This is a genomic window from Stenotrophomonas sp. 78350_Sma, from assembly GCF_056482105.1.
In genome coordinates, this window is sequence record NZ_CM151182.1 from 4,410,961 (window position 1) to 4,434,435 (window position 23,475).

Annotated in this window: 19 protein-coding genes and 1 pseudogene; 13 read left to right on the plus strand and 7 right to left on the minus strand. The window is 66.8% G+C overall.

The window, feature by feature from the left end; all coding sequences use genetic code 11:
- Positions 1-14: 14 nt before the first annotated feature.
- Entirely contained in the window at positions 15-1,553 is a 1,539-nt protein-coding gene (locus ACZK4H_RS20350) for a GGDEF domain-containing protein (protein WP_099554042.1), read from the plus strand.
- A gap of 214 nt (positions 1,554-1,767) precedes the next feature.
- Here ACZK4H_RS20350 and ACZK4H_RS20355 read toward each other — a convergent pair whose 3' ends face one another.
- Complete coding sequence (locus ACZK4H_RS20355; RefSeq protein WP_099554040.1) at positions 1,768-2,694, minus strand: DUF808 domain-containing protein; 927 nt, start codon at positions 2,692-2,694, stop codon at positions 1,768-1,770.
- A 206-nt stretch (positions 2,695-2,900) separates the two neighbouring features.
- Here ACZK4H_RS20355 and ACZK4H_RS20360 point away from each other — a divergent pair.
- Together ACZK4H_RS20360 and ACZK4H_RS20365 are read left to right on the plus strand one after the other, a co-directional pair.
- Positions 2,901-4,547: pseudogene (locus tag ACZK4H_RS20360) on the plus strand (ABC1 kinase family protein); the annotation flags it as partial.
- A gap of 244 nt (positions 4,548-4,791) precedes the next feature.
- The gene (locus ACZK4H_RS20365; RefSeq protein WP_099554036.1) at positions 4,792-6,897 is read left to right on the plus strand and encodes a phosphoglycerol transferase I; all 2,106 of its coding nucleotides are present in this window, start codon (positions 4,792-4,794) and stop codon (positions 6,895-6,897) included.
- A gap of 615 nt (positions 6,898-7,512) precedes the next feature.
- On the opposite strand, the gene ACZK4H_RS20370 is transcribed toward ACZK4H_RS20365, so the two are convergent.
- The gene (locus tag ACZK4H_RS20370; RefSeq protein WP_099554878.1) at positions 7,513-9,942 is read right to left on the minus strand and encodes a DUF3772 domain-containing protein; all 2,430 of its coding nucleotides are present in this window, start codon (positions 9,940-9,942) and stop codon (positions 7,513-7,515) included.
- An 81-nt stretch (positions 9,943-10,023) separates the two neighbouring features.
- Complete coding sequence (locus ACZK4H_RS20375) at positions 10,024-10,272, minus strand: hypothetical protein (RefSeq protein ID WP_006399378.1); 249 nt, start codon at positions 10,270-10,272, stop codon at positions 10,024-10,026.
- Positions 10,273-10,455: 183 nt separating this feature from the next.
- Between ACZK4H_RS20375 and ACZK4H_RS20380 the strand changes: the two genes are divergently transcribed.
- The 3 genes from ACZK4H_RS20380 (at position 10,456) to ACZK4H_RS20390 (ending at position 12,781) form a co-directional block, all read left to right on the plus strand.
- Positions 10,456-10,950 carry a lipocalin family protein gene (locus tag ACZK4H_RS20380; RefSeq protein WP_099554880.1) on the plus strand — a complete coding sequence of 165 codons (495 nt, stop codon included), beginning with the start codon at positions 10,456-10,458 and terminating at the stop codon, positions 10,948-10,950.
- Between the two features lie 13 nt (positions 10,951-10,963).
- Positions 10,964-12,172: an NAD(P)/FAD-dependent oxidoreductase gene (locus tag ACZK4H_RS20385; RefSeq protein ID WP_099554882.1), complete on the plus strand. Its 1,209-nt coding sequence runs from the start codon at positions 10,964-10,966 to the stop codon at positions 12,170-12,172.
- A gap of 126 nt (positions 12,173-12,298) precedes the next feature.
- A complete protein-coding gene (locus ACZK4H_RS20390) occupies positions 12,299-12,781 on the plus strand; it encodes a hypothetical protein (protein WP_099554884.1) in 483 nt (160 codons plus the stop codon).
- Positions 12,782-12,934: 153 nt separating this feature from the next.
- Here ACZK4H_RS20390 and ACZK4H_RS20395 read toward each other — a convergent pair whose 3' ends face one another.
- A complete protein-coding gene (locus tag ACZK4H_RS20395; protein WP_043034271.1) occupies positions 12,935-13,369 on the minus strand; it encodes a PepSY domain-containing protein in 435 nt (144 codons plus the stop codon).
- Positions 13,370-13,519: 150 nt separating this feature from the next.
- On the opposite strand from ACZK4H_RS20395, the gene ACZK4H_RS20400 reads away from it, so the two are divergent.
- Genes ACZK4H_RS20400 through ACZK4H_RS20410 form a run of 3 tightly spaced genes read left to right on the plus strand, consistent with a single transcriptional unit; the run spans position 13,520 to position 15,785 of the window.
- Positions 13,520-13,810 carry a PepSY domain-containing protein gene (locus ACZK4H_RS20400; RefSeq protein ID WP_099554886.1) on the plus strand — a complete coding sequence of 97 codons (291 nt, stop codon included), beginning with the start codon at positions 13,520-13,522 and terminating at the stop codon, positions 13,808-13,810.
- A complete protein-coding gene (locus tag ACZK4H_RS20405) occupies positions 13,810-14,469 on the plus strand; it encodes a response regulator transcription factor (RefSeq protein WP_099554888.1) in 660 nt (219 codons plus the stop codon). The genes ACZK4H_RS20400 and ACZK4H_RS20405 overlap by 1 nt, the downstream gene beginning before the upstream one ends.
- Positions 14,466-15,785, plus strand: a complete 1,320-nt coding sequence (locus ACZK4H_RS20410) for a sensor histidine kinase (protein ID WP_099554890.1) — start codon at positions 14,466-14,468, stop codon at positions 15,783-15,785. The genes ACZK4H_RS20405 and ACZK4H_RS20410 overlap by 4 nt, the downstream gene beginning before the upstream one ends.
- Before the next feature lie 568 nt (positions 15,786-16,353).
- Here ACZK4H_RS20410 and ACZK4H_RS20415 read toward each other — a convergent pair.
- Positions 16,354-16,674: a DUF6122 family protein gene (locus ACZK4H_RS20415; RefSeq protein WP_012512348.1), complete on the minus strand. Its 321-nt coding sequence runs from the start codon at positions 16,672-16,674 to the stop codon at positions 16,354-16,356.
- 37 nt (positions 16,675-16,711) lie between these two features.
- Positions 16,712-18,601 (minus strand): arginine decarboxylase, encoded by a 1,890-nt coding sequence (gene speA / locus ACZK4H_RS20420; RefSeq protein WP_012512349.1) that lies wholly within the window; start codon positions 18,599-18,601, stop codon positions 16,712-16,714.
- A 190-nt stretch (positions 18,602-18,791) separates the two neighbouring features.
- On the opposite strand from speA, the gene speE reads away from it, so the two are divergent.
- A complete protein-coding gene (speE, locus tag ACZK4H_RS20425) occupies positions 18,792-19,643 on the plus strand; it encodes a polyamine aminopropyltransferase (RefSeq protein ID WP_099554892.1) in 852 nt (283 codons plus the stop codon).
- Between the two features lie 117 nt (positions 19,644-19,760).
- Here the strand turns inward: speE and ACZK4H_RS20430 are convergent, their stop codons facing one another.
- Complete coding sequence (locus ACZK4H_RS20430) at positions 19,761-20,666, minus strand: aspartyl/asparaginyl beta-hydroxylase domain-containing protein (RefSeq protein ID WP_185959249.1); 906 nt, start codon at positions 20,664-20,666, stop codon at positions 19,761-19,763.
- A 138-nt stretch (positions 20,667-20,804) separates the two neighbouring features.
- On the opposite strand from ACZK4H_RS20430, the gene ACZK4H_RS20435 reads away from it, so the two are divergent.
- The 3 genes from ACZK4H_RS20435 to ACZK4H_RS20445 all read left to right on the plus strand — a co-directional run bounded on the left by ACZK4H_RS20435 (position 20,805) and on the right by ACZK4H_RS20445 (position 23,470).
- A complete protein-coding gene (locus ACZK4H_RS20435; RefSeq protein WP_099554896.1) occupies positions 20,805-21,824 on the plus strand; it encodes an alpha/beta fold hydrolase in 1,020 nt (339 codons plus the stop codon).
- Between the two features lie 220 nt (positions 21,825-22,044).
- Complete coding sequence (locus ACZK4H_RS20440) at positions 22,045-22,704, plus strand: RIO1 family regulatory kinase/ATPase domain-containing protein (protein WP_099554897.1); 660 nt, start codon at positions 22,045-22,047, stop codon at positions 22,702-22,704.
- 118 nt (positions 22,705-22,822) lie between these two features.
- Entirely contained in the window at positions 22,823-23,470 is a 648-nt protein-coding gene (locus ACZK4H_RS20445) for a hypothetical protein (protein WP_239503842.1), read from the plus strand.
- The last annotated feature ends 5 nt before the right edge of the window (positions 23,471-23,475 follow it).

Genomic DNA, 23,475 nt, shown 5'->3' on the forward strand with positions numbered 1-23,475 from the left:
CCAGGATTCGCTCCATGACGGACCAGCCCGACCACCGCCCTGCCCCCGGTACCGCCCTTGGGCCGCCGGCACGCGTGCGCGCGGTGGTGGACGATGGGCTGGGCGACCGCGTGGTGCTGCAGGGCGGCGGTGGCGTGGCGCTGCAGCAGCTGTTCGCCGGCGCCGACGCGCCGGAGCCGCTGCTGGCCGCGTTCGCCAACGGCATGGCCACCCTGCCCGGCGAACTGGGCGACATGGGCGACCGCCTGCAGTCGGCGCAGGCCAGCGCCGATTGGCCGCGCTATGGGCGCGCGATGCGGCAGTTGATCGACAAGTACATCCGCACCATCGAGCAGCATTCGCCGGACGGGCAGCCGGAAAGCCTGCGCCTGTCCGAGCAGCTGCGCCTGCTGCTGGGAGGCGCGGTGGTAGCCCTGCTGCAGCACGACCCGGACCTGCGCGAGCAGGCGCAGGCCCTGGCCACGCGCCTGCGCCAGTGGCAGCCGGGTACCGCACTGGAGCCGATCGAACAGGGCGTGCGCGAACTCGGCCACCAGGTCGGCGTGCGCGCCGAGAGCTGGCAGGAGCAGCAGGCGCTGCTGCTGGAGCTGTTCGCGCTGCTGTTGGAAAACGTGAGCGAACTGCTGGACGACCGCAGCTGGCTGCAGGGCCAGATCGCTGCGGTACGCCAGCTGCTGGACGGGCCGCTGGAAGCTGAAGCGGTCGAGCGTACCCGCGCTGAACTGCGCGAAGTGATCTACAAGCAGGGTCTGCTGCGCCAAGGCATCGACGATTCGAAGGCGGCGATGCGCGGGTTGATGGGCGAGTTCATCGAGCGCATGGATGGCATGGCCACCAGCACCGGCGAATACCACGACCGCATCGGCAGCTACGCGTTGCAGCTGCGCGAGGCACGCAGCATCGCCGACCTCAACCAGCTTCTGCAGGACGTGATGCGCGACACCGGCAAGGTACAGCAGCAGGCCGCGCAGGCCCGCGATCACCTGGCCAACGCACGGCAGGAAGTGGAACGTGCCGAGCAGCGCATTGCCGAACTGGAGCAGGAACTGCGTGCCGCCGGCGACCTGGCACGCATCGATCCGCTGACCCAGGCGCTGAACCGCCGTGGCCTGGACGAACTGCTGCAGCGTGAACTGGCGCGTGCCGCACGCAACAATTCACCGCTGGGCGTGGCGGTGATCGACCTGGATGATTTCCACCTGACCAACGAGGCGCACGGCCACGCCGGTGGCGATGCATTGCTGCAGCACCTGGTGGCCGTGTGCAAGCTGCTGCTGCGCGCCACCGACGGCATCGCACGGCTGGGTGGCGACGAGTTCGTGCTGGTGCTGCCAGAAACCCAGGGTGCCGACAGCATGGCCACCGTGCAGCGCCTGCAGCGTTCACTGGCGCACCGCGTGCTGACCGTGCAGGACCGGCGCGTGCCGGTGCATTTCAGTGCCGGGTTGGCGCAATGGCAGCCGGGCGACGATACCGAAACCCTGCTGCGCCGGGCCGATGACGCGCTGTATGCGGCCAAGCGGCAGGGCAAGAACCGGGTGCAGGCGGGCTGACCGTCCGGCCCGCCGCAAACCGCTTTGGTAGGTGCCAACCTTGGTTGGCACACGCGGGAAACAAAGCGCCGACCAAGGTCGGCCTCTACCTTGCGACCCGCCGGCGATGATCCCGACCACCCTAAACGGCTTCGGTAGGTGCCAACCTTGGTTGGCATGCGCGGGAAACAAAGCGCCGACCAAGGTCGGCCTCTACCTTGCGACCCGCCGGTGATTACTTCCCGCGCAGCTTCTGGAACCCGGTCACCGCCGCCAGCACGATGGCGCCGGCGATGATGCCGACCACCATGTTGGCCGCAGCACTGATCAGCCAGCCCCACTGCCCTTCGCCGCCCAGCGCCTGCACCGCATGGTGCAGCGCCGGCACGTTGTGCACCAGGATGCCGCCGCCGACCAGGAACATGGCGATGGTGCCGGCCACCGACAGGAACTTCATCAGCCACGGCGCCGAGGCCACCAGGCCACGGCCGAAGGCAGCGATGGCACCGCCCTTGCGCGACAGGTACAGGCCGACGTCGTCGAGCTTGACGATGCCCGCCACCAGCCCATAGACGAAGACCGTCATCGCCAGTGCAACCACGGCCAGGGTGACCACCTGGTTGGTGAACGATGCGGTAGCGACCACGCCCAGGGTCAATACGATGATCTCGGCGGAGAGGATGAAGTCGGTGCGGATCGCGCCTTTTACCTTGTCCTTCTCCCACGCCACCATGTCCACCTGGGTATCGGACAGTGCCTTGCGCCGTTCGGCCTGATGCTCGGCGTCGTCCTCGGCTGAGTGCAGGAAGCGGTGCGCCAGCTTCTCCACGCCTTCGAAACAGAGGAAGGCACCACCGATCATCATCAGCGGCACGATCAGCGGCACGTTCCAGCCTCGGCTGTGCAGCCAGGCCTCCAGCGCGCTGATCGCCAGGGCCGCCGGGACCAGGATCACCTTGTTGACCAGCGAGCCCTTGGCCACCGCCCACACCACCGGCAGCTCACGGTTGGCGTTGACCCCGGTAACCTGCTGCGCGTTCAGCGCCAGGTCGTCGCCCAGCACGCCGGCGGTCTTCTTCGCCGCGACCTTGGTCAGGACCGAGACATCGTCGAGGAGGGTGGCGATATCGTCGAGCAGGGCGAACAGGCTGGCACCGGCCATGGGAAGTCCAGAGAGGGAATGAGCGGATTCTGACCGATACCGGGGCGGCTGCGGAAGCGGTCGGATTCACCGCGTGCCTACCGCCCCCCGGCGACACTGCGGAATCCGGACATTGCCGGCCAGCGGCCGGCAGGACCGTCTTTGCCGCATGGGAGTTCCGCTTGAGCAATCCGCCCACCGCCAATGGCAATCCCCCGCTGGTCAAAGGCATGAACCGGCGCAGCCAGATCCTGCGCCTGCTGATGCGCTACCGTCATTCGGGCGTGTTCTCGGGCATGAACCTGGACGCCGCCAGCAACCAGGCCGACGTGCCGGCCGACGGCAACCCGGAGCAGTTCGTCAGCGATCTGGAAGCATTGGGGCCGACCTTCGTCAAACTGGGCCAGATGCTGTCCACCCGCCCGGACATGGTGCCGGTGGAGTTCGCCACCGCACTGGAGCGCATGCAGGAGAAGGTGGCCGAGATTCCGGTCGAGCGCATCCATGCCATCGTCGAGCAGGAACTGGGCGCACCGGTGAACAAGCTGTTCGCCGCGTTCGATCCCGAGCCGCTGGGCTGTGCGTCGATCGCGCAGGTGCATCGCGCGGTGCTGCACGATGGCCGCCAGGTGGCGGTGAAGGTGCAGAAGCCTGAAGTGGCTGCACAACTGCGCTCGGACCTGGAGGCGCTGCGCAGCTTCGCGCTGGCCGCCGACCACCTGACCCAGGTCGGCCGCCGCGTGCGCCTGCGCGACTGGCTCAACGAGTTCGCCAAGACCCTGATGCAGGAGCTGGACTATCACGCCGAGGCTGAGAACCTGGCCCGTTTCGGCCGACACCTGAAGCCGTTCCGCCGCCTGTGGATTCCGCAGCCGCTGTGGGACTACAGCAGCCAGCGCGTACTGACCATGGAGCTGGCCACCGGCGTGCGCGTGGACGCGATTCCCGATGTGCGCCGCACCGAACAATCGATGGACCCGCTGGCGGCGGCGCTGATCCGCGGCTACCTGGACCAGATCTTCGTGCATGGCGAGATCCACGCCGACCCGCATCCCGGCAACCTGCGGGTGATGCCCGATGGCCGGCTGGCGATCTTCGACCTGGGCATGGTCGCGCACATGCCACCACGCCTGCGCGAGCGGCTGCTGAAGATCCTGTTCGCCGCCGTCGATGGTCGCGGCGAGGAAGTGGCCGACGACCTGATCAGCATCAGCACGCGGTTGGAGGCGTTCGACGAAGAGCGCTACCTGCGCGAGACCGGCCAGCTGATCGCACGCTATGCGGCCAGTGGCAGTTTCTCCGAAGGCCGCGTGGTACTGGACATGGTGCGCATCGCCACCGCCTGCGGCCTGCGTACACCGCCGGAGCTCAGCCTGCTCGGCAAAGCGCTGCTCAACCTGGAAACCGTATGCCGCTTGCTGGCACCGGACCTGGATACCCGCCGCATCGTCGAACGCCAGCTGCAGCACGTGATGCGTGCGCGCCTGAAAAAATCCCTGTCTGCGGCCAACCTCGCCAGCGAGGCGATGGAGCTGCAGCAGCTGCTGCGCGATGGGCCGCGCAAGCTGTCGGACATCATGGCGCTGCTGGCCGAGAACCGCCTGCAGATGAAGGTGACCGGGCTGGAAGAATCGCGGTTGATGGAAAACCTGCAGAAGATCGCCAACCGCGTAGCGGCCGGCATCATCAGCGCGGCACTGATCATGGCGGCGGCAATGATGATGAAGATCGACACCGGTTGGCACCTGTTCGGCTACCCGCTCATCGCCCTGATTCTGCTGTTCATCGGCGTGGTGCTCGGCCTTGGCATCGTGACCAGTGCATTGCTGTTCGACCGTCGTGCACGGGCACGGGAAGAACGCGGGCATCGCTAGCGAATCTGCGAAAACACCCGTATTCATGCGGTTTTTAATGCAATCCAATGAAGCCTTTCACGCTCGTTTTACCTTCTGAGCGCGATTGCGCGCGCGTCATTTCAACAAACATTTCAGTCAGGTTCGTGCATGCACTATCGGGTCATCGGCCTGTCATGTGAATGTGCTTGCGGCAGCGTCGGTCGGATGGACACGCGTCGGTACGACGTCCATCACCACCACCCCGTCACTGCCGAAGCTGCCTATGCTCTGGATACTGCTGCTGTCGTTGTTGCTGCTGTGCTGGTTGTTCCTCGCGTCCGACAAGTGGGTGTGGTGGAAGGCCGGTGCGTTCTCGCTGCTGCTGCTCGCGCTCAGTGCGTGGTGGCTGATCGACAAACTGTCCGGTGATGGGCTCAACGCCGCCACGCTGTACCACCTCGGCGCCGACATGGAAGGCGCCGGTGTCTCCGACTTCAAGGGCTACATCGCCGGCTTCATCGTGCTGGCGCTGGTCTCGCTGCTGCCGCTGTTCGCCACGCGGGTGAAGCGCTGGCGCCGGCCCGGCCACGGTGGCGCGTTGTTCGCCGGGTTCGCGGCCGTGTGGGTGGCCACGATCATGATCAGCCCACTGGCCCGCGACGGCCAACGCCTCTACCAGCAGCTGCGTCCGGTCGACTTCGCCCGCATCGCCCCCGAGTACCAGGTACCGACGCAGCCCCTGCAGCGTCCGCGCAACATCGTCTGGATCTACGGCGAGAGCCTGGAGCGCACCTACCTGGACGAGAACGTGTTCCCGGGCCTGATGCCCCATCTCAACCGCCTGGCCGCGAAGTCGCTGGACGTGCGCGGGCTGGCCTCGGCCGAGGGCAGCGGCTGGACCATCGCCGGACTGGTGTCGTCGATGTGCGGCGTGCCGCTGACCACCTCGCAGGGCGATGAGAACAGCATGGACCGCATGGGCAGCTTCCTGCCCAAGGCGGTGTGCCTGGGCGATTACCTGAAGCAGCAGGGCTACACCAACCATTATCTTGGCGGTGCGAACGGCCAGTTCGCCGGCAAGGGCCAGTTCCTGGCCAGCCACGGCTTCGACGAAGTGCATGACCTGGCCTGGTTCAAGCAGCAGAAGAAGATCGGCCGCATCCACTACTCGGCCTGGGGCGTGCACGACGACGTGCTGCTGGATACCGCCTACCAGCGCTTCGAGCAGCTCTCGCGTGCCGGTTCGCCGTTCATGCTGACCACGCTGACCATGGACACCCATCATCCGGCTGGCCACCTGCCGGTATCGTGCAAGGGCGAGCGCTACCAGAGCCAGTACGGCAACATCAACATGCTCAACGCGCTCAAGTGCAGCGACCGGCTGATCTCGCAGCTGGTGCAGCGCATCCAGGCCAGCCCGTACGGCAAGGACACGCTGATCGTGATCGCCTCCGACCACCTGGCGATGCCCAACGATCTGACCCACATCCTGACCCGGCAGAAGCGCGAGAACCTGCTGCTGTTCCTGGGCGATGGCATTGCCCCCCAGCAGCTCAGCGCCGACGCCGGCACCACTCTGGATTCGGGCGCGACCCTGCTCAGCCTGCTGGACCCGAACCTGAAGACGATGGGCTTTGGCCGTTCGCTGATCGATACCCAGCGTGCGCCCAGCGCCAGCGTGGCCACCCAGCGCGATGGCGGCCGCGATTACCCGCAGTACCTGGCTTTCGCGCGTTCGCTGTGGCTGGGTGAACCGACCCGCGAGCTGAAGATCGATGGCGATGACCAGGTGGTGGTGGGCCTGCAGCACGTACGGCCACCGGTGCTGCTGGAATACGACAAGGACTGGGGGTTGAAGTCGGTGTACCTGGAAAATACCTCGCGCCAGTTCGATGATGCCAACCCGGACAACACCCTGGCCTACGTCGACCGTTGCACCGCATTCGAGGACGGCTCGGCCGACGGTGACTGGTGTGCCCTGCTGGTCAACCGCGACAACGGCATCAAGCTCTACCGCGACAACGACCTGCGTGGCGGCATCGCCGTGGATGCACCGCTGGACGCATTCCAGGGCCCGCGCCCGAGCGTGCGCCAGGCGCACATGATCACGCAGAAGGGTCGCCGTACCCGCGCCGGCCAGTACATGCTGCAGCTGGTGGCGAGCACGCGCCCGGATCGCGGTTTCTGGATCGAGGCGGTGTCCTCGCAGCGCAAGGTGGTGCTGGCCCAGCAGTGGGTGCAACCCGATGCCGACGGCAAGATCAACGTGTCGTTCGGGCTTGACCACGAAGTGGATGACCTGGAGATCCGCGCGTGGTTGAACCATGCCGAGAAGCTGGCGGTGGATACGTTCGCACTGGTGCCCTCGCGCGGCCGACCACGGGGATAGGGTTCTTTGCAGGGCTGCGCCCTGCACCCGTGGTAGTGCCGGCCGCTGGCCGGCAACCTCAGAAGCAACCGCAACAGCGTGCATTCCGTGGATTGGCGGGGCGGTGTCGGAGTGCGGGGACGCCGTAAATCCGTCCCTGGAGGCTTGGCAGCCGCATCCATGCGGCTGACACCCCGCACTCCGACACCGCCCCACCTCTGACAGATTTCGTGTGCTGTTGGTGGGTGTCGACCTTGGTCGACACAATCTGTCAGATATCGAAAATCAAAATGGGGTCAGATCCGTTTTCCTCCGGAAAACGGATCTGACCCCAAAAGCAACTCCAACAGGTCGCAGAAATCTGTCGAAGGCGGGGCGGGTCCGGTTGCGGGGGTGTCAGCCGCATGGGCCCGAGGCATGCCTCGGGCGGGTTGGGCAGGACGCCCAACCCCGGTCTTGCCGTGTGCGCAGGACAGCGCACACGAGCAAGCGGCGACCGAGCTTACATGGACGTACTTGCAGCGTCCCCCGCAACCGGACCCGCCCCGCCATCCCACAGGAATCCAGCTTTTGCTTCGGCTGTTGCCGTTGCTCCGGCTCGTAGCAGGTGCAGGGCGCAGCCCTGCAGAACACCCCCTACTCCTGCGAATCGCGGGTGATGTGGATATCGGTCGGGGTGGACAGCGGAATGTTCCGCTCGGCCAGGATCTGCAGCAGGCTGAAGTACAGATCGCTGCGGGTGGCGTAGACCTGCCGCGGACTGGCCACGTACGCAAAGCTGTTGATGGTGATCTGGCCACCGGCGATGCTGTCGATGTAGACCGTCGGTGCCGGCTGCTCCAGTACGTTGGTGTGCGCGGTGTACGCATCCAGCAGCGCCTGGCGCAGGTTGCTGACATCGGTGCTGGGTGGCACCGCGAACTGGATCTGGATGCGGCCCTGGTTGTTGCCCATCGTCATGTTGCGCACAGTCTTGGTGACCAGCTCGGAGTTGGGCACGATCAACGTCGACTTGTCGCCCACCTGGATCTCGGTCGAACGCAGGCTGATGCGGCGGATGTCACCCTCCTGGTCGCCCAGCTTCACCCAGTCGCCGATCTTCACCGGGCGCTCGGCCAGCAGGATCAGGCCGGAGACGAAGTTCTGGGTGATCACCTGCAGGCCGAAGCCAATACCCACCGACAGCGCGCTGACCAGCAATGCCAGCTTGCTCAGCTGCAGGCCCATCGCGCTCAACGCCCAGATCACCGCGATGATGATGCCCACGTAGCGAGCAACGGTACTCACCGAATTGCGTGCGCCCAGGTCCAGCTCGGTCTTGGGCAGATAGGTGTCGGTCAGCCAGCGCTGTACCAGCTGGGTAACGGCCAGGCCAGCCAGCAGCACCAGCACCGCCAGCACGATGCGCACCGGCTCCAACTTGGTTCCGCCAATATCGAATCCAGAGGTGAACAGCGAAGAAAAGCGCTCCACCACCGCGCCGATGTTGCCGAACGGCGCCACCAGCGCCAGCAGTGCAAGCAGCACGACCACCGTACGCAGCGCTGCCGACAGCAGCACGCCGGCCTGCTCCAGCCGCGACACGCTCAGGCCGGTGCTGAGCAGGATGGTCTGGCCGACCTTGCTGTCGGCGTTGAGCATCCAGGTGCTCAGGTCATCGACGAACTTGAACAGCAGGGTCGCGGCCAGCACTACGATGCTGCCGCCGATCAGCTGCTGGTTCACGAACTTGGCGAAATTCAGGTAGCCCAGCAACGTGGCAATGATGGCGGCCACCACGGCGATATTGCCCGCTACCCGGGCCAGTACCAGCCAGCTGCTGCGGCGCACTGGCGTACTCACGCCAAGGCCATCGGCCTGTGCTTCCAGCTTGGCCTCGGCCTCGGCGGTCTGCCGGCGGTGCAGGCGCGCCAGCGTCACCAGCATGGCCATGATCAGGCCGAGGTAGGTCAGTGCAATCAGGCCATCCAGCGCCACGGTGGTCACATCGCTGGTGCGCGTGGCCTGATCGATCGCCACAAGCACCGTGCTCAGCCAGGCCAGTGCCGCCGCGCCCCAGGCGTACTTGCGCAACTTGAGCGCGGCGGTGTCGTCCAGGTTCAACAATCGCCATGACGGGCGCTTGGGCACCAGCAGGCAGGCGCTGAGCGCAGCGATGAAGGCAGCGCGGAAGGTCGCGGTTTCCAGACCGTCGGCCACCACCTGCAGGCGCGGCGCGATCGCATCAACGGCATCCAATGCTGCCATCAGCACCACTACCGCATAACCGGGCAGCAGCGTCCCCACCAGCAGCAGCCACATGGCCAGGCCAGACCGGCGCAGGCGACCATCGGGCGCTTGGTCGGACGCGGCGAACTGCCGCCCCAGGCGGCGCAGCCACAACCGCAGCGGGAACATCATCACCAGCGCGGCCAGCAGGCCCAGCAAGGGCGTGCCCCAGCCATTGGTGCGGATTCCGGTGATCAGCGTGTCACGCCCCTGCTCGGCCAGCGGCGCAACGCGCGCGATATCGATCGGCAGGCGCTCGGCCACCTTGCTCCACAACGCAGGCGACAGCGGCGAGGCGACCTTCTGCCCCAGTTCTTCCGTGCGTTGTGCGGTGCGCTGCTGGTCGATGTCGGTCGCCAGCTGCTGGGCACGCACGGCACTGGTCCTGGCCTGGGCCACCGATGCGGCCAGTCCGTCGCGCTGCTTGTTGAGGGTGCGCCGTTGCGCCGCCAGTTCCGGCGGCTCTGTGGCGCCCTCGGCAGGCGTGCCCAGCTGCGCCAGCTGTTCGTCGAGGCGGTCCAGCTGCGGCTGCAGCGCCTTCTCCAGCGCCTCTGCATCACGCCGTGCCTTCGAAGCATCCTCGGACAGCATGGCCAATGTTTCGATGGCCGCGGCATCGCCACGCTTGCGGTCGACTTCCTTCAGCTTCGCATCGATATCCGCCAGCTGCTGCTTCGGCGTGGGGTCCTCATCCTGTGCCAGCACCGGTGCGGACAGCAGGAAGGCAGCGCACAGCAGCAGGGCCAGCCAGGGCCCCCGTGCACGGATCGATCGCAGGAAAGAAGACACGCCAGCCACACCGTTTCGCGCGGACCACCGCGCCTGCGCGCGACTATACGGCAGAGCCGGTAAAGGGCGGATGGGGGACGCGCAGCAGTATCAGTACTTCAGGCGCAGCTCTTCCACGGTCGGCTGCTGCAGGGCGTACCAGTCCTGGAACTCTTCCTCGGTGATCTCATCGGGCGCATACACCGCCACCGGGTGCCAGTCGTGGTCGGTCGGCAGCGGCTGGCGCGGGCCGGCACGCAGGCTGTAGGCCACACCCTCGTAGTCGACCAGGTCGTCAACCTGCGGCCACTGCTCGCGTGCGAACGCGGATTCACTCTTCAACAGGATCACCTGGTACATCGGCACCTCCACTTCGGTTGGATCAGGAAAACACGGCGCTGGCGGCAGCATACCGCTGCACCGGTGACAACGGGCACGCCGCAGCGGCGACGGAACGTTCTGGACACGGCCATCGCCCCGGCTTCACCCGCCCATGGCAAGGCCATCGGCATCGTGGAGACTCCCCCCCCGCCACGACCGCCGATGACCGACCACCCGCCGCTGAAGACCGTCGCCGACCTCAAGCTGCCCCGCTACCTGGGCACCTGGTACGAGATCGCGCGCCTGCCGATGCGCCACGAACCGGAAGGCTGCACCGACGTCTCGGCGCACTACACCCTGCTCGACAACGGCAACGTCGGCGTCACCAACCGCTGCCGCATGGACGGCGAGATCGAGGAAGCCACCGGCGAGGCCTGCGCCGTGGACAACGACAGCGCGCGCCTGGAGGTCAGCTTCCTGCCCAAGGGCCTGCGCTGGCTGCCGTTCGCCAAGGGCGACTACTGGGTGATCCAGGTCGCCCCGGACTACAGCGTGGCGCTGGTCGGCAGCCCGGACCGCAAGTACCTGTGGCTGCTGGCCCGCGAGCCGCGTCTGGACGCCACCGTGCAGGACCATTATCTGGCGACCGCGCGCCTGCAGGGCTTCGATCTGTCCGAACTGATCCACACCCCGCATACCGGTCGCCCCACAGCCTGAGCCGCATGCGCCCATGGACCTGAAGAGTGGCTACCCGTGGTGGGCGGTGCGCAACGGACTGATCCAGGCGTTCCCGCCGCTGGAGAAGGACCTGCGCTGCGCCGTGCTGGTGGTCGGCGGCGGCATCACCGGCGCGCTGATCGCCGACGAGCTGTCCCGGCATGGGCACGATGTCGCGGTGATCGAGCAGCGCGACATCGGCTGGGGGAGCACGGCTGCCAGCACCGCGCTGCTGCAGTACGAGATCGATACCCATCTGCTGGAACTGGCCCAGCGCTACGGCCACGACGCCGCCGCAGCGGCCTACCTCGCCTGTGCCGAGGCCATTCCGGCGCTGGGCAATGTGGCGCGCGGCCTGAAGGACGTGGATTTCCAGCGCATGGACAGCCTCTATCTGGCCAGCCGCCATCGCGACGTGCCGCGCCTGATGGCCGAGGGAGAGGCGCGGCGCGGCATCGGCCTGGATGCCCGCTGGCTGGGCCCTGGGGCACTGCAGGCGCGCTTCGACGTGGACGCCGGCGGCGCCCTGCTGACCCGGCAGGCAGCCCGGGTCGATCCGTATCGGCTGACCCATGCACTGCTGCGGCGCGTGCGCCAGCGCGGCGGCCACGTGCATGACCGCACGGTGCTGCACAGCCTCGACGCCAGCGCGCGCGGGGTGACCGCGCGCACCGAGGCCGGCGCCACGATCCGCGCCCGCCATGTCGTGCTGGCCATGGGCTATGCCAACCAGCGCTGGCTCGATCAGCGCGTCGCCCGCAACCGCAGCAGCTATGCCTTCATTACCGACCCCATTGATGCGGACGTACTGGGCCGGCTGCGCAATACAATGGTCTGGGAGAGCGCACGCCCGTACCTGTACCTGCGCGCCACCGGCGACCGGCGCCTGCTGGTGGGTGGGCTGGACGACGCCATCGACATCCCGGCCCGCCGCGACCGGCGCGTGCAGCGCAAAGCCGACAAGCTGATGAAGCAGCTGCAGCACTGGTTCCCACGGCTGGACCCGGTCGCGGCGTTCTCCTGGGGCGGCACCTTCGCCGAGACCGCCGACGGCCTGCCGTTCTTCGGCCCGCACGCTCAGTGGGGCCCACGGGTGCATTTCGCCATGGCCTACGGCGGCAACGGCATCACCTATTCGATGATCGGCGCCCAGCTGCTGCGGGCCCGGATCGAGCGGCGCAGGCATGCGCTGGAAGGACTGTTCGGGTTCGGGCGGTTGTAGCGTGCAGCCAGGCATGGCCTGGCTCTACCGCTAGCGGGTGCCGACAGGCATCATTCAAGCAGCCCCTGCTAGCGTCGGCCTGTACCGCCGCGTGTTGCGTGGCCACCTGTCCGCTGGAGCGCCGTCATGATCCGCCCCCTGACCCTGCTGCTGTGCCTGGCCCTGCCGGGAACCGTACTGGCCCAGTCTGCCGCCGGCGCCACCGCGCCGCAGGCCGCCGGCCTGGACCTGACGCTGCCGCAGGCGCCGATGCGCTACCTCAACGATGCGAGCCTGAAACAGGATCCGCCGGGCACGTACTACGGTGACAAGAGCGGTCCGCGCGTGCACGACGACGCGAAGGTCGCTGACGTGACCGACGACAAGGTCAAGGTGTCCGGCAGCTTCACCACCGGCATCGGCTATTCCAAGAACGGCGGCAACAGCCACTACAACGCCGCCACGCTGAATCTGAGCAAGAACTACACCACCGATGAGGGCAAGACCCACGGGGTCAACGTCAACATCCACGTGAGCGAAGGCAAGGGCCCGGGCTTCTTCGGCCCGTATGGCGGCTACTACGGCCGTGGCCCGGGCTACTGGGACTACCCGCCGCCGTACGGCTGGTAGCGCCCCGCGCCGGGCCTGGGCCGACCAAGGTCGGCCACTACCAGTGCACGTGTCCTGCAGGTGTCGGCCTCGCATGTGCCGGTGGGTGTCGACCTTGGTCGACACGCTTCCTCCCCGTGTGCCGACCAAGGTCGGCGCCTACCGGCACGCGAATCAGTCCAGCCAGCCATCGCGCTCGCTGTGCAGGATGCGGCCGTCGTAACCGCTCAGGCGCACCTCCACCTTCTGGTTGCGGGCATTGCGCGCTTCCAGCGACCAGGTCGCACCATCACGTTCCAACGAATGGATCTCGCGCAGGCCATGTGCCTGTGCCCGTGCCAGCACCTGCTCGGTGGTCAGCAGCGCGCGGCCGTTGTGCTCGTCGAAGATCTCGCCGGTCTTCGGGTCCACGTAGACCTCGCTGAAGCGGCCATCGGCGCGGCTCACGTCCGCTTCCCACAGGCTGTCATCACGCTCGATCTCGTGGATCTGGGTGTAACCGGCCTTGCGCAGGGTCTGTTCAACCTGGGCCATGCCCAGCGGTGCGGCCTGAGCGGCCGGCACGATGGCCAGGGCAGCGACGGTTGCGAGGGCAAGCGACTTCAACATTGGGTTTCTCCTGTTCGTGTTCATGGCCGGACCATCCCGGCAACGCCACGATGCACGGGGTGGTTAACAGCCCCTTAGCCGACCCTGTTAGCCCGCTGTTAGTCGGCCGCTGCACACTCACGCCTGGTTCCCTTCCCTCATACGCCCGCGATGCTCGCCACCCTGCCCCTGCTACTGGCCCTGGCCAACGCCCCGACCGCCGCTGCGCCCGTGCAGGATCCGGCGCAGCAGGTCGCGCGTCGCGCTGTGCAGCAGGGCCGTTACGTGCCGCTGGAAAGCGTGGTGCGCGATGCACTCAAGCGTTACCCGGGGCAGCTGCTGGAAGTGGAGCTGGACGACGGCGTCTACGAAGTGGAGATCCTGCGCGACGACGGTGTGGTGGCCGAGCTGGACTATGATGCGCGCAGCGGAAAGCTGCTGAAGACGGAGCTGGACGACTGATGCGCATCCTGTTGGCCGAAGACGACGCCGCACTGGCGCAGCGCCTGGTGCCCCTGCTGGAACAGGCCGGCTACGTGGTGCACGTGGTCGCCGACGGGCGCGAGGCCGAGGAGATCGGCCAGATCGAGGATCTGCAGGCGGCCATCGTCGACCTGGGCCTGCCCGGCCTGGACGGACTGAGCGTGATCGAGCGCTGGCGTGGCAACGGCCGCACCTTCCCGGTTCTGGTGCTGACCGCGCGCGGGCGCTGGCACGACAAGCTGGCCGGCTTCGATGCCGGCGCCGACGATTACCTGACCAAACCGTTCCAGGCCGACGAGCTGGTGCTGCGGCTGCGCGCACTGATCCGCCGCAGCCATGGCCACGCCAGCCCGCGCCTGCACTGCGGGCCGCTGCAGCTGGACGTCAACGCCGGTCGCTTCGAACTGGACGGACAGCCGCTGGCGCTCAGCCCGCAGGAGTTCCGCCTGCTCAGCTACTTCATCCACCACAGCGGCCAGGTGATCGGCCGTGATCGACTCGGCGAACAGGTGTTCGAAGGCGGTTTGGATCCCGACTCCAACGCGCTGGATGTGCTGCTGGGGCGGGTGCGTCGCAAGCTCGGTACCGAGCTGATCCAGACCGTGCGCGGCCAGGGCTGGCGGCTGGCCGCGCCGTGAGCCGGCAACCCTCGCTGCGGCGGCGCCTGCTGCTGGCCGGTGGCGTCGGCCTGCTGCTGGTCTCGTTGCTGGCCAGTGCACTGCTGGGCGAACTGTTCAAGCGCAGCGCGCGTGATCGGCTGGACCACGAACTGCAGCAGGACATGCTGACATTGCTGGCACAGGCCGAGGTGGATGCGGAAGGGCAGCTGCGCCTGCGCCAGGAACCGAACGATGCGCGCTTCCAGCGGGTGTTCTCCGGTGCGTACTGGCAGATCGCCGGTGCCGACGGCCGCGTACTGCTGCAGTCACGCTCGTTGTGGGATGAAACGCTTCCCGCCACGGCCACTGGCCCGGCTACGCGCAACCTGACCGGCCCGTTGCAGCAATCGCTGCGCGCACGTGTGCAGCAGGTGCGCCTGCCGCGGGCCAGTGAACCGTTCGTGGCCGTGGTCGCCACCGACCGCAGCGCGCTGGATGCCGATGTGGCCGCGTTCCGGCAGCGCACCGCCATCGCTTTGGGTGTGCTGGTCGCAGCGTGGCTGGCGGCGCTGGCCAGCCAGGTGCACTTCGGCCTGCGCCCGTTGCATCGCCTCGGTGCACAGCTGGAACGGGTGCGGCGCGGTGATGCGCAGCGCATCGAGACGCGCGGTCTGGGCGCGGAGGTCGCACCTTTGGGTGAAGAACTCAACGCACTGCTGGACCACCAGCAACGCATGGTCGCGCGCGCGCGCACCAGTGCACAGGATCTGGCGCATGCGCTGAAGACCCCACTGAGCGTATTGGCCACCGAGGCTGACGGCGACGGCGCGCACTGGCGTGCCACCGTGCGCGAGCAGAGTGCGCGCATGCAGGCCAGTGTCGACCGCTACCTGGCCGCAGGGTTGGCCGCAGACCATCGCCAGCGCACCGACGTGGCGGCTGTCGCACAGGCGATGTGCCGGCTGATGGCGCGCGTGCATGGTGAACGTGGCATCACGTTCACGGCGGCAGGCATCGATCCGGCGCTGCAGTTCGCCGGTGCCAGTGCGGATCTGGAAGAGATGCTGGGCAACCTGTTGGACAACGCCGGGCGCTGGGCACAGCAGCAGGTCCACGTCAGCGCGGGCGCCGCCGGCGGCCAGTTGCGCATCGAAGTACGTGACGACGGCCCTGGCCTGGCTGCAGACGCCCTGGAACGGGTCACACAGCGCGGCGTGCGGCTGGATGAGCGCGAAGGCAGCAGCGGGTTGGGCCTGGCGATCGTAGGGGACATCGCCGCCAGTTATGGCGGGCGCGTGGCGCTGGAGAATGCGCAGCCGGGCCTGCGTGCAACGTTGTGGTTGCCGGTGGGGTGACGCACCGCTGCGCTCGCCGGGCGCCGCCCGGCGCTACCGGTTCACCCGCCCTCGGTAGGTGTCGACCTTGGTCGACACGCATCAACAGCGCCGACCAAGGTCGGCATCCACCAGAGCAGTCCGTCAGTTCCGTCCGCCATCGTGCACCCGGCAGGTGTCGACCTTGGTCGACACGCATCAACAGCGCCGACCAAGGTCGGCATCTACCAAAGCAGTCCGTCAGTTCCGTCGGCCCTCGTGCACCCGGTAGGTGTCGACCTTGGTCGACACGCATCAAAAGCGCCGACCAAGGTCGGCATCCACCAGAGCAGTCCGTCAGTTCCGTCCGCCATCGTGCACCCGGCAGGTGTCGACCTTGGTCGACACGCATCAACAGCGCCGACCAAGGTCGGCATCTACCAAAGCAGTCCGTCAGTTCCGTCGGCCCTCGTGCACCCGGTAGGTGTCGACCTTGGTCGACACACATCAACAGCGCCGACCAAGGTCGGCATCTACCAAAGCAGTCCGTCAGTTCCGTCGGCCATCGTGCACCCGGTAGGTGTCGACCTTGGTCGACACGCACCAAGCATCAACGGTGATGCATCCACCAGCAGTCAATCGCGTCCAGCACGATGTGGATCATCAAGCCGATGCCCACCAGCCGCGTCTTCTTCGGCACGCACAGCCCGGCATAGACCGCAATCGCCGGGGCAGTATGCAGCGGATGAAAACCGATGCTGCAGCGGTTGGGCGCGTAGATCGGATCGGCCAGCAGGTGATCCAGATCGATGATCCAACCCAGCAACATCAACAACCAGGCCGAGGCAAAGCGCTTGCGCCAGAACAGCCATGCCAGCAGCGCTGGCACGGCAGCATGCAGGAACAGGTGGAAGATCGCGCGTGCGCTCATCGGCAACGGTAGCGCCGGGCAGGCCCGGCGCCGTCCATCAGACCAGCGGTTCGTCGGACAGGTAGGTGTAACCGGTCAGGCCGGCTTCCAGCGCCTCCGACAGCTCCTGCGCGCGTTCCGGCGACAGCTGGGCCTCGGCCACGCGCTGCGCATAGGTCGCACGCAGTTCGTCCAGGCGGTAACCCACGTAATCCAGCATCACATCGGTGGTGTCGCCACGGCGCTGCTGGGTGATGGCGTAGCCATCGGCATCGGCCAGCACTTCCACCGCGTCGGTATCGCCGAACAGGTTGTGGATGTCGCCCAGGATTTCCTGGTAGGCGCCGACCATGAAGAAGCCGATGCGGTAGCTCTCGCCCGGCTTCATCTTGTGCAGCGGCAGCGAGCTGTCCAGGCTCTCGTTCTCGACATAGGTTTCCACCATGCCGTCCGAGTCGCAGGTCATGTCGGCGATGATGCCGCGGCGGTCCGGGGTTTCGTCCAGGCGCTCGATCGGCACGATCGGGAACACCTGGTCGATCGCCCATACGTCCGGGATCGATTCGAACACGCTGAAGTTGACGAAATACTTGTCGACCAGGCGCTCGTTCAGTTCGTCCAGCACCGGGCGATGGCTCTTCTCGTCATAGCTCAGGCGCGCACGCACGCCGTGGGCGATGGCGTAGAACAGATCGTCGATGCGCGCACGCTGCGGCAGGTCGATCTGGCCCAGCGCGTAGCTGGCCAGGCCTTCGGCATGGAAATGCTGCGCTTCCTGGAACAGCTCCACCGCCGGGCGCACGTCCAGCTCGTCGTGGATCTCGCGCAGGTGGCGGATCGCCGCCGGCTCGTCGTCGTGCTGGTCCGGCACGCGGCCTTCCTGCGCCTCTTCCACTTCCGAGACATTGGCGATCAGTACCGCGTGGTGCGCGGTCATCGCGCGGCCGCACTCAGTAACGATGCGCGGCGGAGTCAGGCCGAACTCTTCGCAGGCATTGGCCAGCGGCTGCACGATGTTGCTGGCGTAGGAATGAAGGCCGTAGTTGATCGAGCAGAAGCTGCGCGAACGGGTGCCTTCATAGTCCACGCCCAGGCCACCGCCCACGTCGACGTGGGTGATCTTCGCGCCCAGGCGCGACAGCTCCACGAAGTAGCGGGTGGCTTCGCGCATGCCGTTGGCGATGTCGCGCACGTTGGAGATCTGCGAACCCATGTGGAAGTGCAGCAGGTTCAGGCAGTCGGCGTACTCGGTGTCACGCAGCGACTTCCACAGGTCCAGCAGCTGGCGCGGCGACAGGCCGAACTTGGCCTTGTCGCCACCGCTGTTCTGCCACTTGCCGGCGCCCAGCGAGGCCAGGCGCATGCGCACGCCCAGGCCCGGCTTCACGTCCAGCGCCTTGGACTCTTCCAGCACCAGCTTCAGCTCGGACGGCTTCTCGATGACGATGAAGGTCTGCAGGCCCAGCTTGCGGCCAATCAGGGCCAGGCGGATGTACTCGCGGTCCTTGTAGCCGTTGCAGACGATCAGGCCACCCGGGCGCGACAGCGCCAGCACGGCCATCAGCTCGGGCTTGCTGCCCGCTTCCAGGCCGAAGCCTTCGCCGTGGTGGCTGGCCAGGGTGCCGGCCACGCCGCGGGTCTGGTTGACCTTGATCGGGTACACGGCGGTGTAGCCGCCGCTGTACTCCCAGTCCTGCTGGGCCTGGCCGAAGGCCGCCTGCAGCTTGCCCAGGCGCTGGCCGAGGATGTCCGGGAAGCGCACCAGCAGCGGCAGCTTGGCACCCGCCGCGCGCGCAGCATCGACCACCTTGGGCAGCGACACCACCGGGCCGTCCGCCCCGGTCGGTCTCACCACCATGTGCCCGGCCTGATCCACGTCGAAGTAACCGTCCGCCCAATGCGGGATCGAGTAGGTCTTGCGGGCTTGGTCGAGGGACCAATCGGTCATTTCAGTCGGCCTTGTTGGCAATAAAAGGGGGGGCATGATAACGCCTATATGCCCACAGGTTCGTTATCATGCGCGCCCGCGCCCGTGACAGGTTTCAACCTGAACGGGCCGATCCGTCCGGATGTGGCATCTGTGCCACGCGGCCCCGCCCGCCAGCCCGGCTTCACCCCTCCGAACAGGACTGTTTTCAATGACTGACAGCAACAACTGGTACATCGAACACTTCGAGCGCACCGGCTCGGCCATCGGCTACCGCATCACCGGCAAGCTGGACGAGGTGCAGTCGCCGTTCCAGAAGATCGAGATCTTCCAGACCACCGACTGGGGCAACCTGATGACCATCGACGGGGCCATCATGCTGACCAGCAAGGACAACTTCTTCTACCACGAGATGATCAGCCACCCGGTGCTGTTCACCCACGCCGCGCCCAAGCGCGTGGTGATCATCGGTGGCGGCGACTGCGGCACCCTGCGCGAGGTGCTCAAGCACAGCGGCGTGGAGAGCGTGACCCAGTGCGATATCGACGAGCAGGTCACGGTGATGGCGCGCAAGCACTTCCCGGAACTGTGCGATTCCAACGATGACGCCCGCGCCGAGCTGCTGTTCGACGACGGCGTGGCCTACATGGCCAACTGCCCGGCCGGCAGCGTGGACGTGGTGATCGTCGATTCGACCGACCCGGTCGGCCCGGGTGAAGGCCTGTTCAACAAGGCCTTCTACGAGAGCTGCTTCAAGGCCCTGAAGGACGACGGCATCCTGGTGCAGCAGTCCGAGTCGCCGCTGATGCAGCTGGACCTGATCAACGAAATGCGCGCTGAGATGGGCAAGGCCGGCTTCGGTTCGTTCAAGACCCTGCCGTTCCCGCAGCCGTGCTACCCCACCGGCTGGTGGAGCGTGACCATGGCGCGCAAGGGCGACAGCAGCTTCGACTTCCGCCAGGCCGACTCGGCCGCCAAGACCTTCAACACCCTGTACTACACCGCCGCGCTGCACACCGGCGTGCTGGTGACCCCGCCGTTCGTGCAGGCTGCACTGAAGTAAGGCGTGCCAACCAGGGTTGGCACCCACCCATGCAAAAGAAAAACCCGCGCTGGCAACAGCGCGGGTTTTTTCATGCTCCGGTAGTGCCGGCCGCTGGCCGGCAACCTCATGTAACGATCAAAGCGCCCAGATACCGGCAATCACCGCCACCACCAGGCCCCACTTGATGACCTGATACGCGACCACGCTGCGCTCGCGCAGCGCCTTGGCCTTCAGGCGCACCTTGTAGACGCTGCCGAACGCCTTGTTGACGCCACCGGTCGGGTCACCCGGCAGGTTTGGCGACGCACCACCGGCCAGCAGCGTGGCTGCCACCGCACGATTGAACAGGCTCGGCAGGCCGAAGCGCAGCGGGCGGGCGATGTCGCAGAACAGGATCACGCGGTCATCGGGCGTCTCGTTGTGCGCGTGGTGGATGTAGGTCTCATCGAACATCATCCACTCGCCATCGCGCCAGCTCTTCTTGATGCCGTCCACTTCGATGTAGCAGCCGTCATTGTTGGGCGTAGCCAGGCCCAGGTGCAGACGCAGCGAACCGGCGAACGGGTCGCGGTGCGGGCGCAGTTCGCTGCCCGACGGCAGCTGCGCGAACATCGCCGCACGCACGTCCGGCAGCGACTCCAGCAGCGCGGTGGTCTTCGGGCACATCGCCTTGGCCGACGGGTGCGAAGGGCCATACCACTTCAGGTAGAAGCGCTTCCAGCCACGGCGGAAGAACGAATTGAAGCCGGCATCATTGAACGTGCTGGAGGCCGCGATCGCCTGCGCATCGCGCAGCGCCAGCGCCTCGTCGCGGATCATCTGCCAGTTCTGGCGCAGCGGCTCCAGCTGCGGGAACTCCTTGGCCGGGTCCAGGAACGGCGTGGTCGGCACCTTCGAGAACATGTACATGACCACGTTGATCGGGGCCATGAAACTGGAATGGTCCAGCAGCTGGCGCGACCAGCGCGCGCGGACCTTGCCACGGAAGTGGATGTACAGCACGCAGGCGACGAACAGCGCTGCAAGTACGATTTTGATGATCAAAACACTTTCCTCCAGCCGCAGCCGGAACGGGAAACGGGGCGATGCACGGCCAGGCGGCCAGCACCGGTGGGGACCGCGGCAGGGACGGGGACGTGCCAGGAAGGGGCGGCCGCCGATGTCGCGGGTTAACAGCTTATGGTCGGCAGGCCGTGCGTCGGGGTCAAGTCAGGGAAACAGGGCATTCAGCGCGGTGTTGCTGAACAGGTGGCCTACACTTCCGCGATGCCCGACTCGCAGACTGCTCCCTATCCCCCCCTCAGCGGCCGCTACAGCGACTTTTTCGACCTTCCGGTAGAGGCCGCCGCCCCACGCAGCGAGGTCGTTGCCTGGGCCCAGGGTCGCCTGAGGATGGATCGACACGGACCTACCGACGCTGGCCTGACCGTACTGCTGGTGCACGGCGCTGGGGGCTATGGCCGCATGTTTGCACCGTTGGCGGCGGAATTGGCAGCCGCCGGATATGAAGTACTGGCACCGGACCTGCCCGGCTACGGGCTCAGCCCCGCACCGTGGCAGCAAGTGGACTACGCCGCTTGGAAGCGGGCCCTGCTGTCGCTGATCGATGCCGAGCATCGGCGCCGACCGCGCCCATTTGTCCTGCTCGGTGCCAGCATCGGCGGCTATCTGGCCTATCTGGTAGCGACTGAATCGCCGTGGGTGCAGGGCTTGGCGGCCACGACCCTGGCGGACCCACGCGACCCGGTGGTCCAGGCGGCGCTGGTGCGGCAGCGCTGGATGCGCAGGCTGCTTCCAGGGTTGCGCCCGCTCAGCAAGGTCAGCCGCGGCCTGCGCGTGCCCGTTCGCTGGTTCACCCACATGCAGCGGATGTCACGCAATCCTGGGCTGACGGCACTGGTCTGCGCCGATCCGTTGGGCGGCGGCAACCGCGTACCGCTTGGTCTCTTGGCCTCGCTGTTCCATACCGCACCGGCACTTGAACCAGAACAGTTCAACCGCTGCCCAGTGCTGATGCTGCACCCCGCATGTGACGACTGGACACCCGTAGCGATCAGCGACCGCTTCTACCAGCGGCTGGCCGCCCCGAAGCAGCGGGTGCTGCTGGACGGATGCGGCCATTTCCCTGTTGAGCAACCGGGGTTGGATCAACTTCGTGCGGCGCTGCTGCCGTTCCTGGCGCGCGCCCATGCTGGATGAAGACGGCACGGCCCTTGGCATGAAAGGGCCCAGCAGCAAGTGAGACAATATTGTCCGATTCCGCGTGACGAACTGTTCCAGCCACGACCCCGACATTTCTCCGACAAATCGTGGAATAGCGAACTGGCGAGTACTAAAATTAACGAAAACTTAGTAACTCCCTGTAACACCGGTTCGCTTGACGCTTTGCGCCACCCACCGGGTCGTCCGAGACCCCGATATGTACTTCCCTGCTACTCCCCCCTCCTCCTGCGGCGATAACGCCGCGGCGCCGCTGCTGCTCAAGCGCGGCGAGCGTTTCCTGGCCCCCGACGTCTACCGCACCTGCCTGGACGGGCGCGAGGCGGTCGTCAAGGACTACTCCCGCTACCGCGGCACCCCCGTTTCGCTGATCGCGCGGCTGATGGTGCGCCGTGAAGCACGCATGCTGCAGCGCCTCGGCGGCTGGAAGCATGCCCCCGCGCTGCTCGGCACCCTGGGCGGCCTGGCGCTGGGCATGGAGTTCATCCCCGGCCAGACCCTGAGCACCGCGCAGGCCGTCGGCAATGACGTGTTCGAGCAGCTGCAACACGCGCTCAGCCGCCTGCACGCCGCCGGCATCACCCACAACGACCTGCATGGCACCAATGTGGTGGTCAGTGGCGGCGTGCCGGTGCTGCTGGATTTCACCTCCGCCTGGCGCGTACCCCGCTGGCTGCGCCGCGGCCCACTGAGCCGGCAGATGCGCCGCAGCGACATGAAGAACCTGCTGAAAATCCGCCAGCGTGTGACCGGCCAGGCCCCGAGCGCCGCGCAGGCCGCACTGGTGGCCGACCCGGGCTGGGTTGCCGCCGTGCGGCAGGGCTGGAAGCGGTTCTACAAGTGGGCGAAGCGGCGTTAAGCGCTGTTCGCCCCTGCATTGCTTGCGCGACTGCCGTATGCCCCTGCATTTGCCCGGGGTCACACGCCCGATTTGCTCTGCGATACTCGTCGGCACGCCACTCGCAAGGACGCTGGGGATGCCGACACCTGAACACACCCGCCTGCTGACTTTAGCCGCAAGATCCATACTGCGCCCCTTGGGCTGCGTGCAAAAGGGCCGTTCGCGCACCTGGCTTGACGACCAGGGCTGGTGGGTCGGGGTGGTCGAGTTCCAGCCTTCGGCATGGGACAGGGGCAGCTACCTCAATGTCGGCGCCTGCTGGCTCTGGGAAGAAAAGGACTATCTGTCCTTCGACGTGGGCGGCCGCGTTGCCGGATTCGAACGCTTCACCGAAAGCGCCGAGTTTGCCTCGGCCGCACAGGCACTGGCCGAGCAGGCCGCCGCCGAGGTACTGGCCCTGCGTGACCGTTTCCCCACCCCGGGGCATGTGCGTGCATTGATGAGCCGCCACCCCAAACCGGGCATCCGCGAACACATTCATGCGGGCATCACTGCCGGGCTCGCGGGCGCTTACGACGAGGGTCGCAGGCACTTGGCACTGGCCGCTACGGAAACCCACCCAGCGCCATGGGTCGATGTGCTGAAGCAACGCTGTGCCGAACTCATGCCGCTGCTGCAACCTGATGGCGGCTTCGAGGCAGAGATCGCCGCCACTGTGACGCGCACCCGTCGTGCGCTCGGTCTGCCGGAGTGGCGGTCGTCCCCCCTCATTCCGCCGGGCTGATCACA

Coding starts and splice junctions, on each gene's coding strand:
- ACZK4H_RS20355 (WP_099554040.1), bottom strand. CDS start 2,694: ATGGCCGGTGCCAGCCTGTTCGCCCTGCTCGACGATATCGCCACCCTC.
- ACZK4H_RS20415 (WP_012512348.1), bottom strand. CDS start 16,674: ATGAGCGCACGCGCGATCTTCCACCTGTTCCTGCATGCTGCCGTGCCA.
- ACZK4H_RS20405 (WP_099554888.1), top strand. CDS start 13,810: ATGCGCATCCTGTTGGCCGAAGACGACGCCGCACTGGCGCAGCGCCTG.
- speA (WP_012512349.1), bottom strand. CDS start 18,601: ATGACCGATTGGTCCCTCGACCAAGCCCGCAAGACCTACTCGATCCCG.
- ACZK4H_RS20440 (WP_099554897.1), top strand. CDS start 22,045: ATGTACTTCCCTGCTACTCCCCCCTCCTCCTGCGGCGATAACGCCGCG.
- ACZK4H_RS20385 (WP_099554882.1), top strand. CDS start 10,964: ATGGACCTGAAGAGTGGCTACCCGTGGTGGGCGGTGCGCAACGGACTG.
- ACZK4H_RS20375 (WP_006399378.1), bottom strand. CDS start 10,272: ATGTACCAGGTGATCCTGTTGAAGAGTGAATCCGCGTTCGCACGCGAG.
- ACZK4H_RS20365 (WP_099554036.1), top strand. CDS start 4,792: ATGCTCTGGATACTGCTGCTGTCGTTGTTGCTGCTGTGCTGGTTGTTC.
- ACZK4H_RS20435 (WP_099554896.1), top strand. CDS start 20,805: ATGGTCGGCAGGCCGTGCGTCGGGGTCAAGTCAGGGAAACAGGGCATT.
- ACZK4H_RS20400 (WP_099554886.1), top strand. CDS start 13,520: ATGCTCGCCACCCTGCCCCTGCTACTGGCCCTGGCCAACGCCCCGACC.
- ACZK4H_RS20445 (WP_239503842.1), top strand. CDS start 22,823: ATGCCGACACCTGAACACACCCGCCTGCTGACTTTAGCCGCAAGATCC.
- speE (WP_099554892.1), top strand. CDS start 18,792: ATGACTGACAGCAACAACTGGTACATCGAACACTTCGAGCGCACCGGC.
- ACZK4H_RS20395 (WP_043034271.1), bottom strand. CDS start 13,369: ATGTTGAAGTCGCTTGCCCTCGCAACCGTCGCTGCCCTGGCCATCGTG.
- ACZK4H_RS20390 (WP_099554884.1), top strand. CDS start 12,299: ATGATCCGCCCCCTGACCCTGCTGCTGTGCCTGGCCCTGCCGGGAACC.
- ACZK4H_RS20350 (WP_099554042.1), top strand. CDS start 15: ATGACGGACCAGCCCGACCACCGCCCTGCCCCCGGTACCGCCCTTGGG.
- ACZK4H_RS20380 (WP_099554880.1), top strand. CDS start 10,456: ATGACCGACCACCCGCCGCTGAAGACCGTCGCCGACCTCAAGCTGCCC.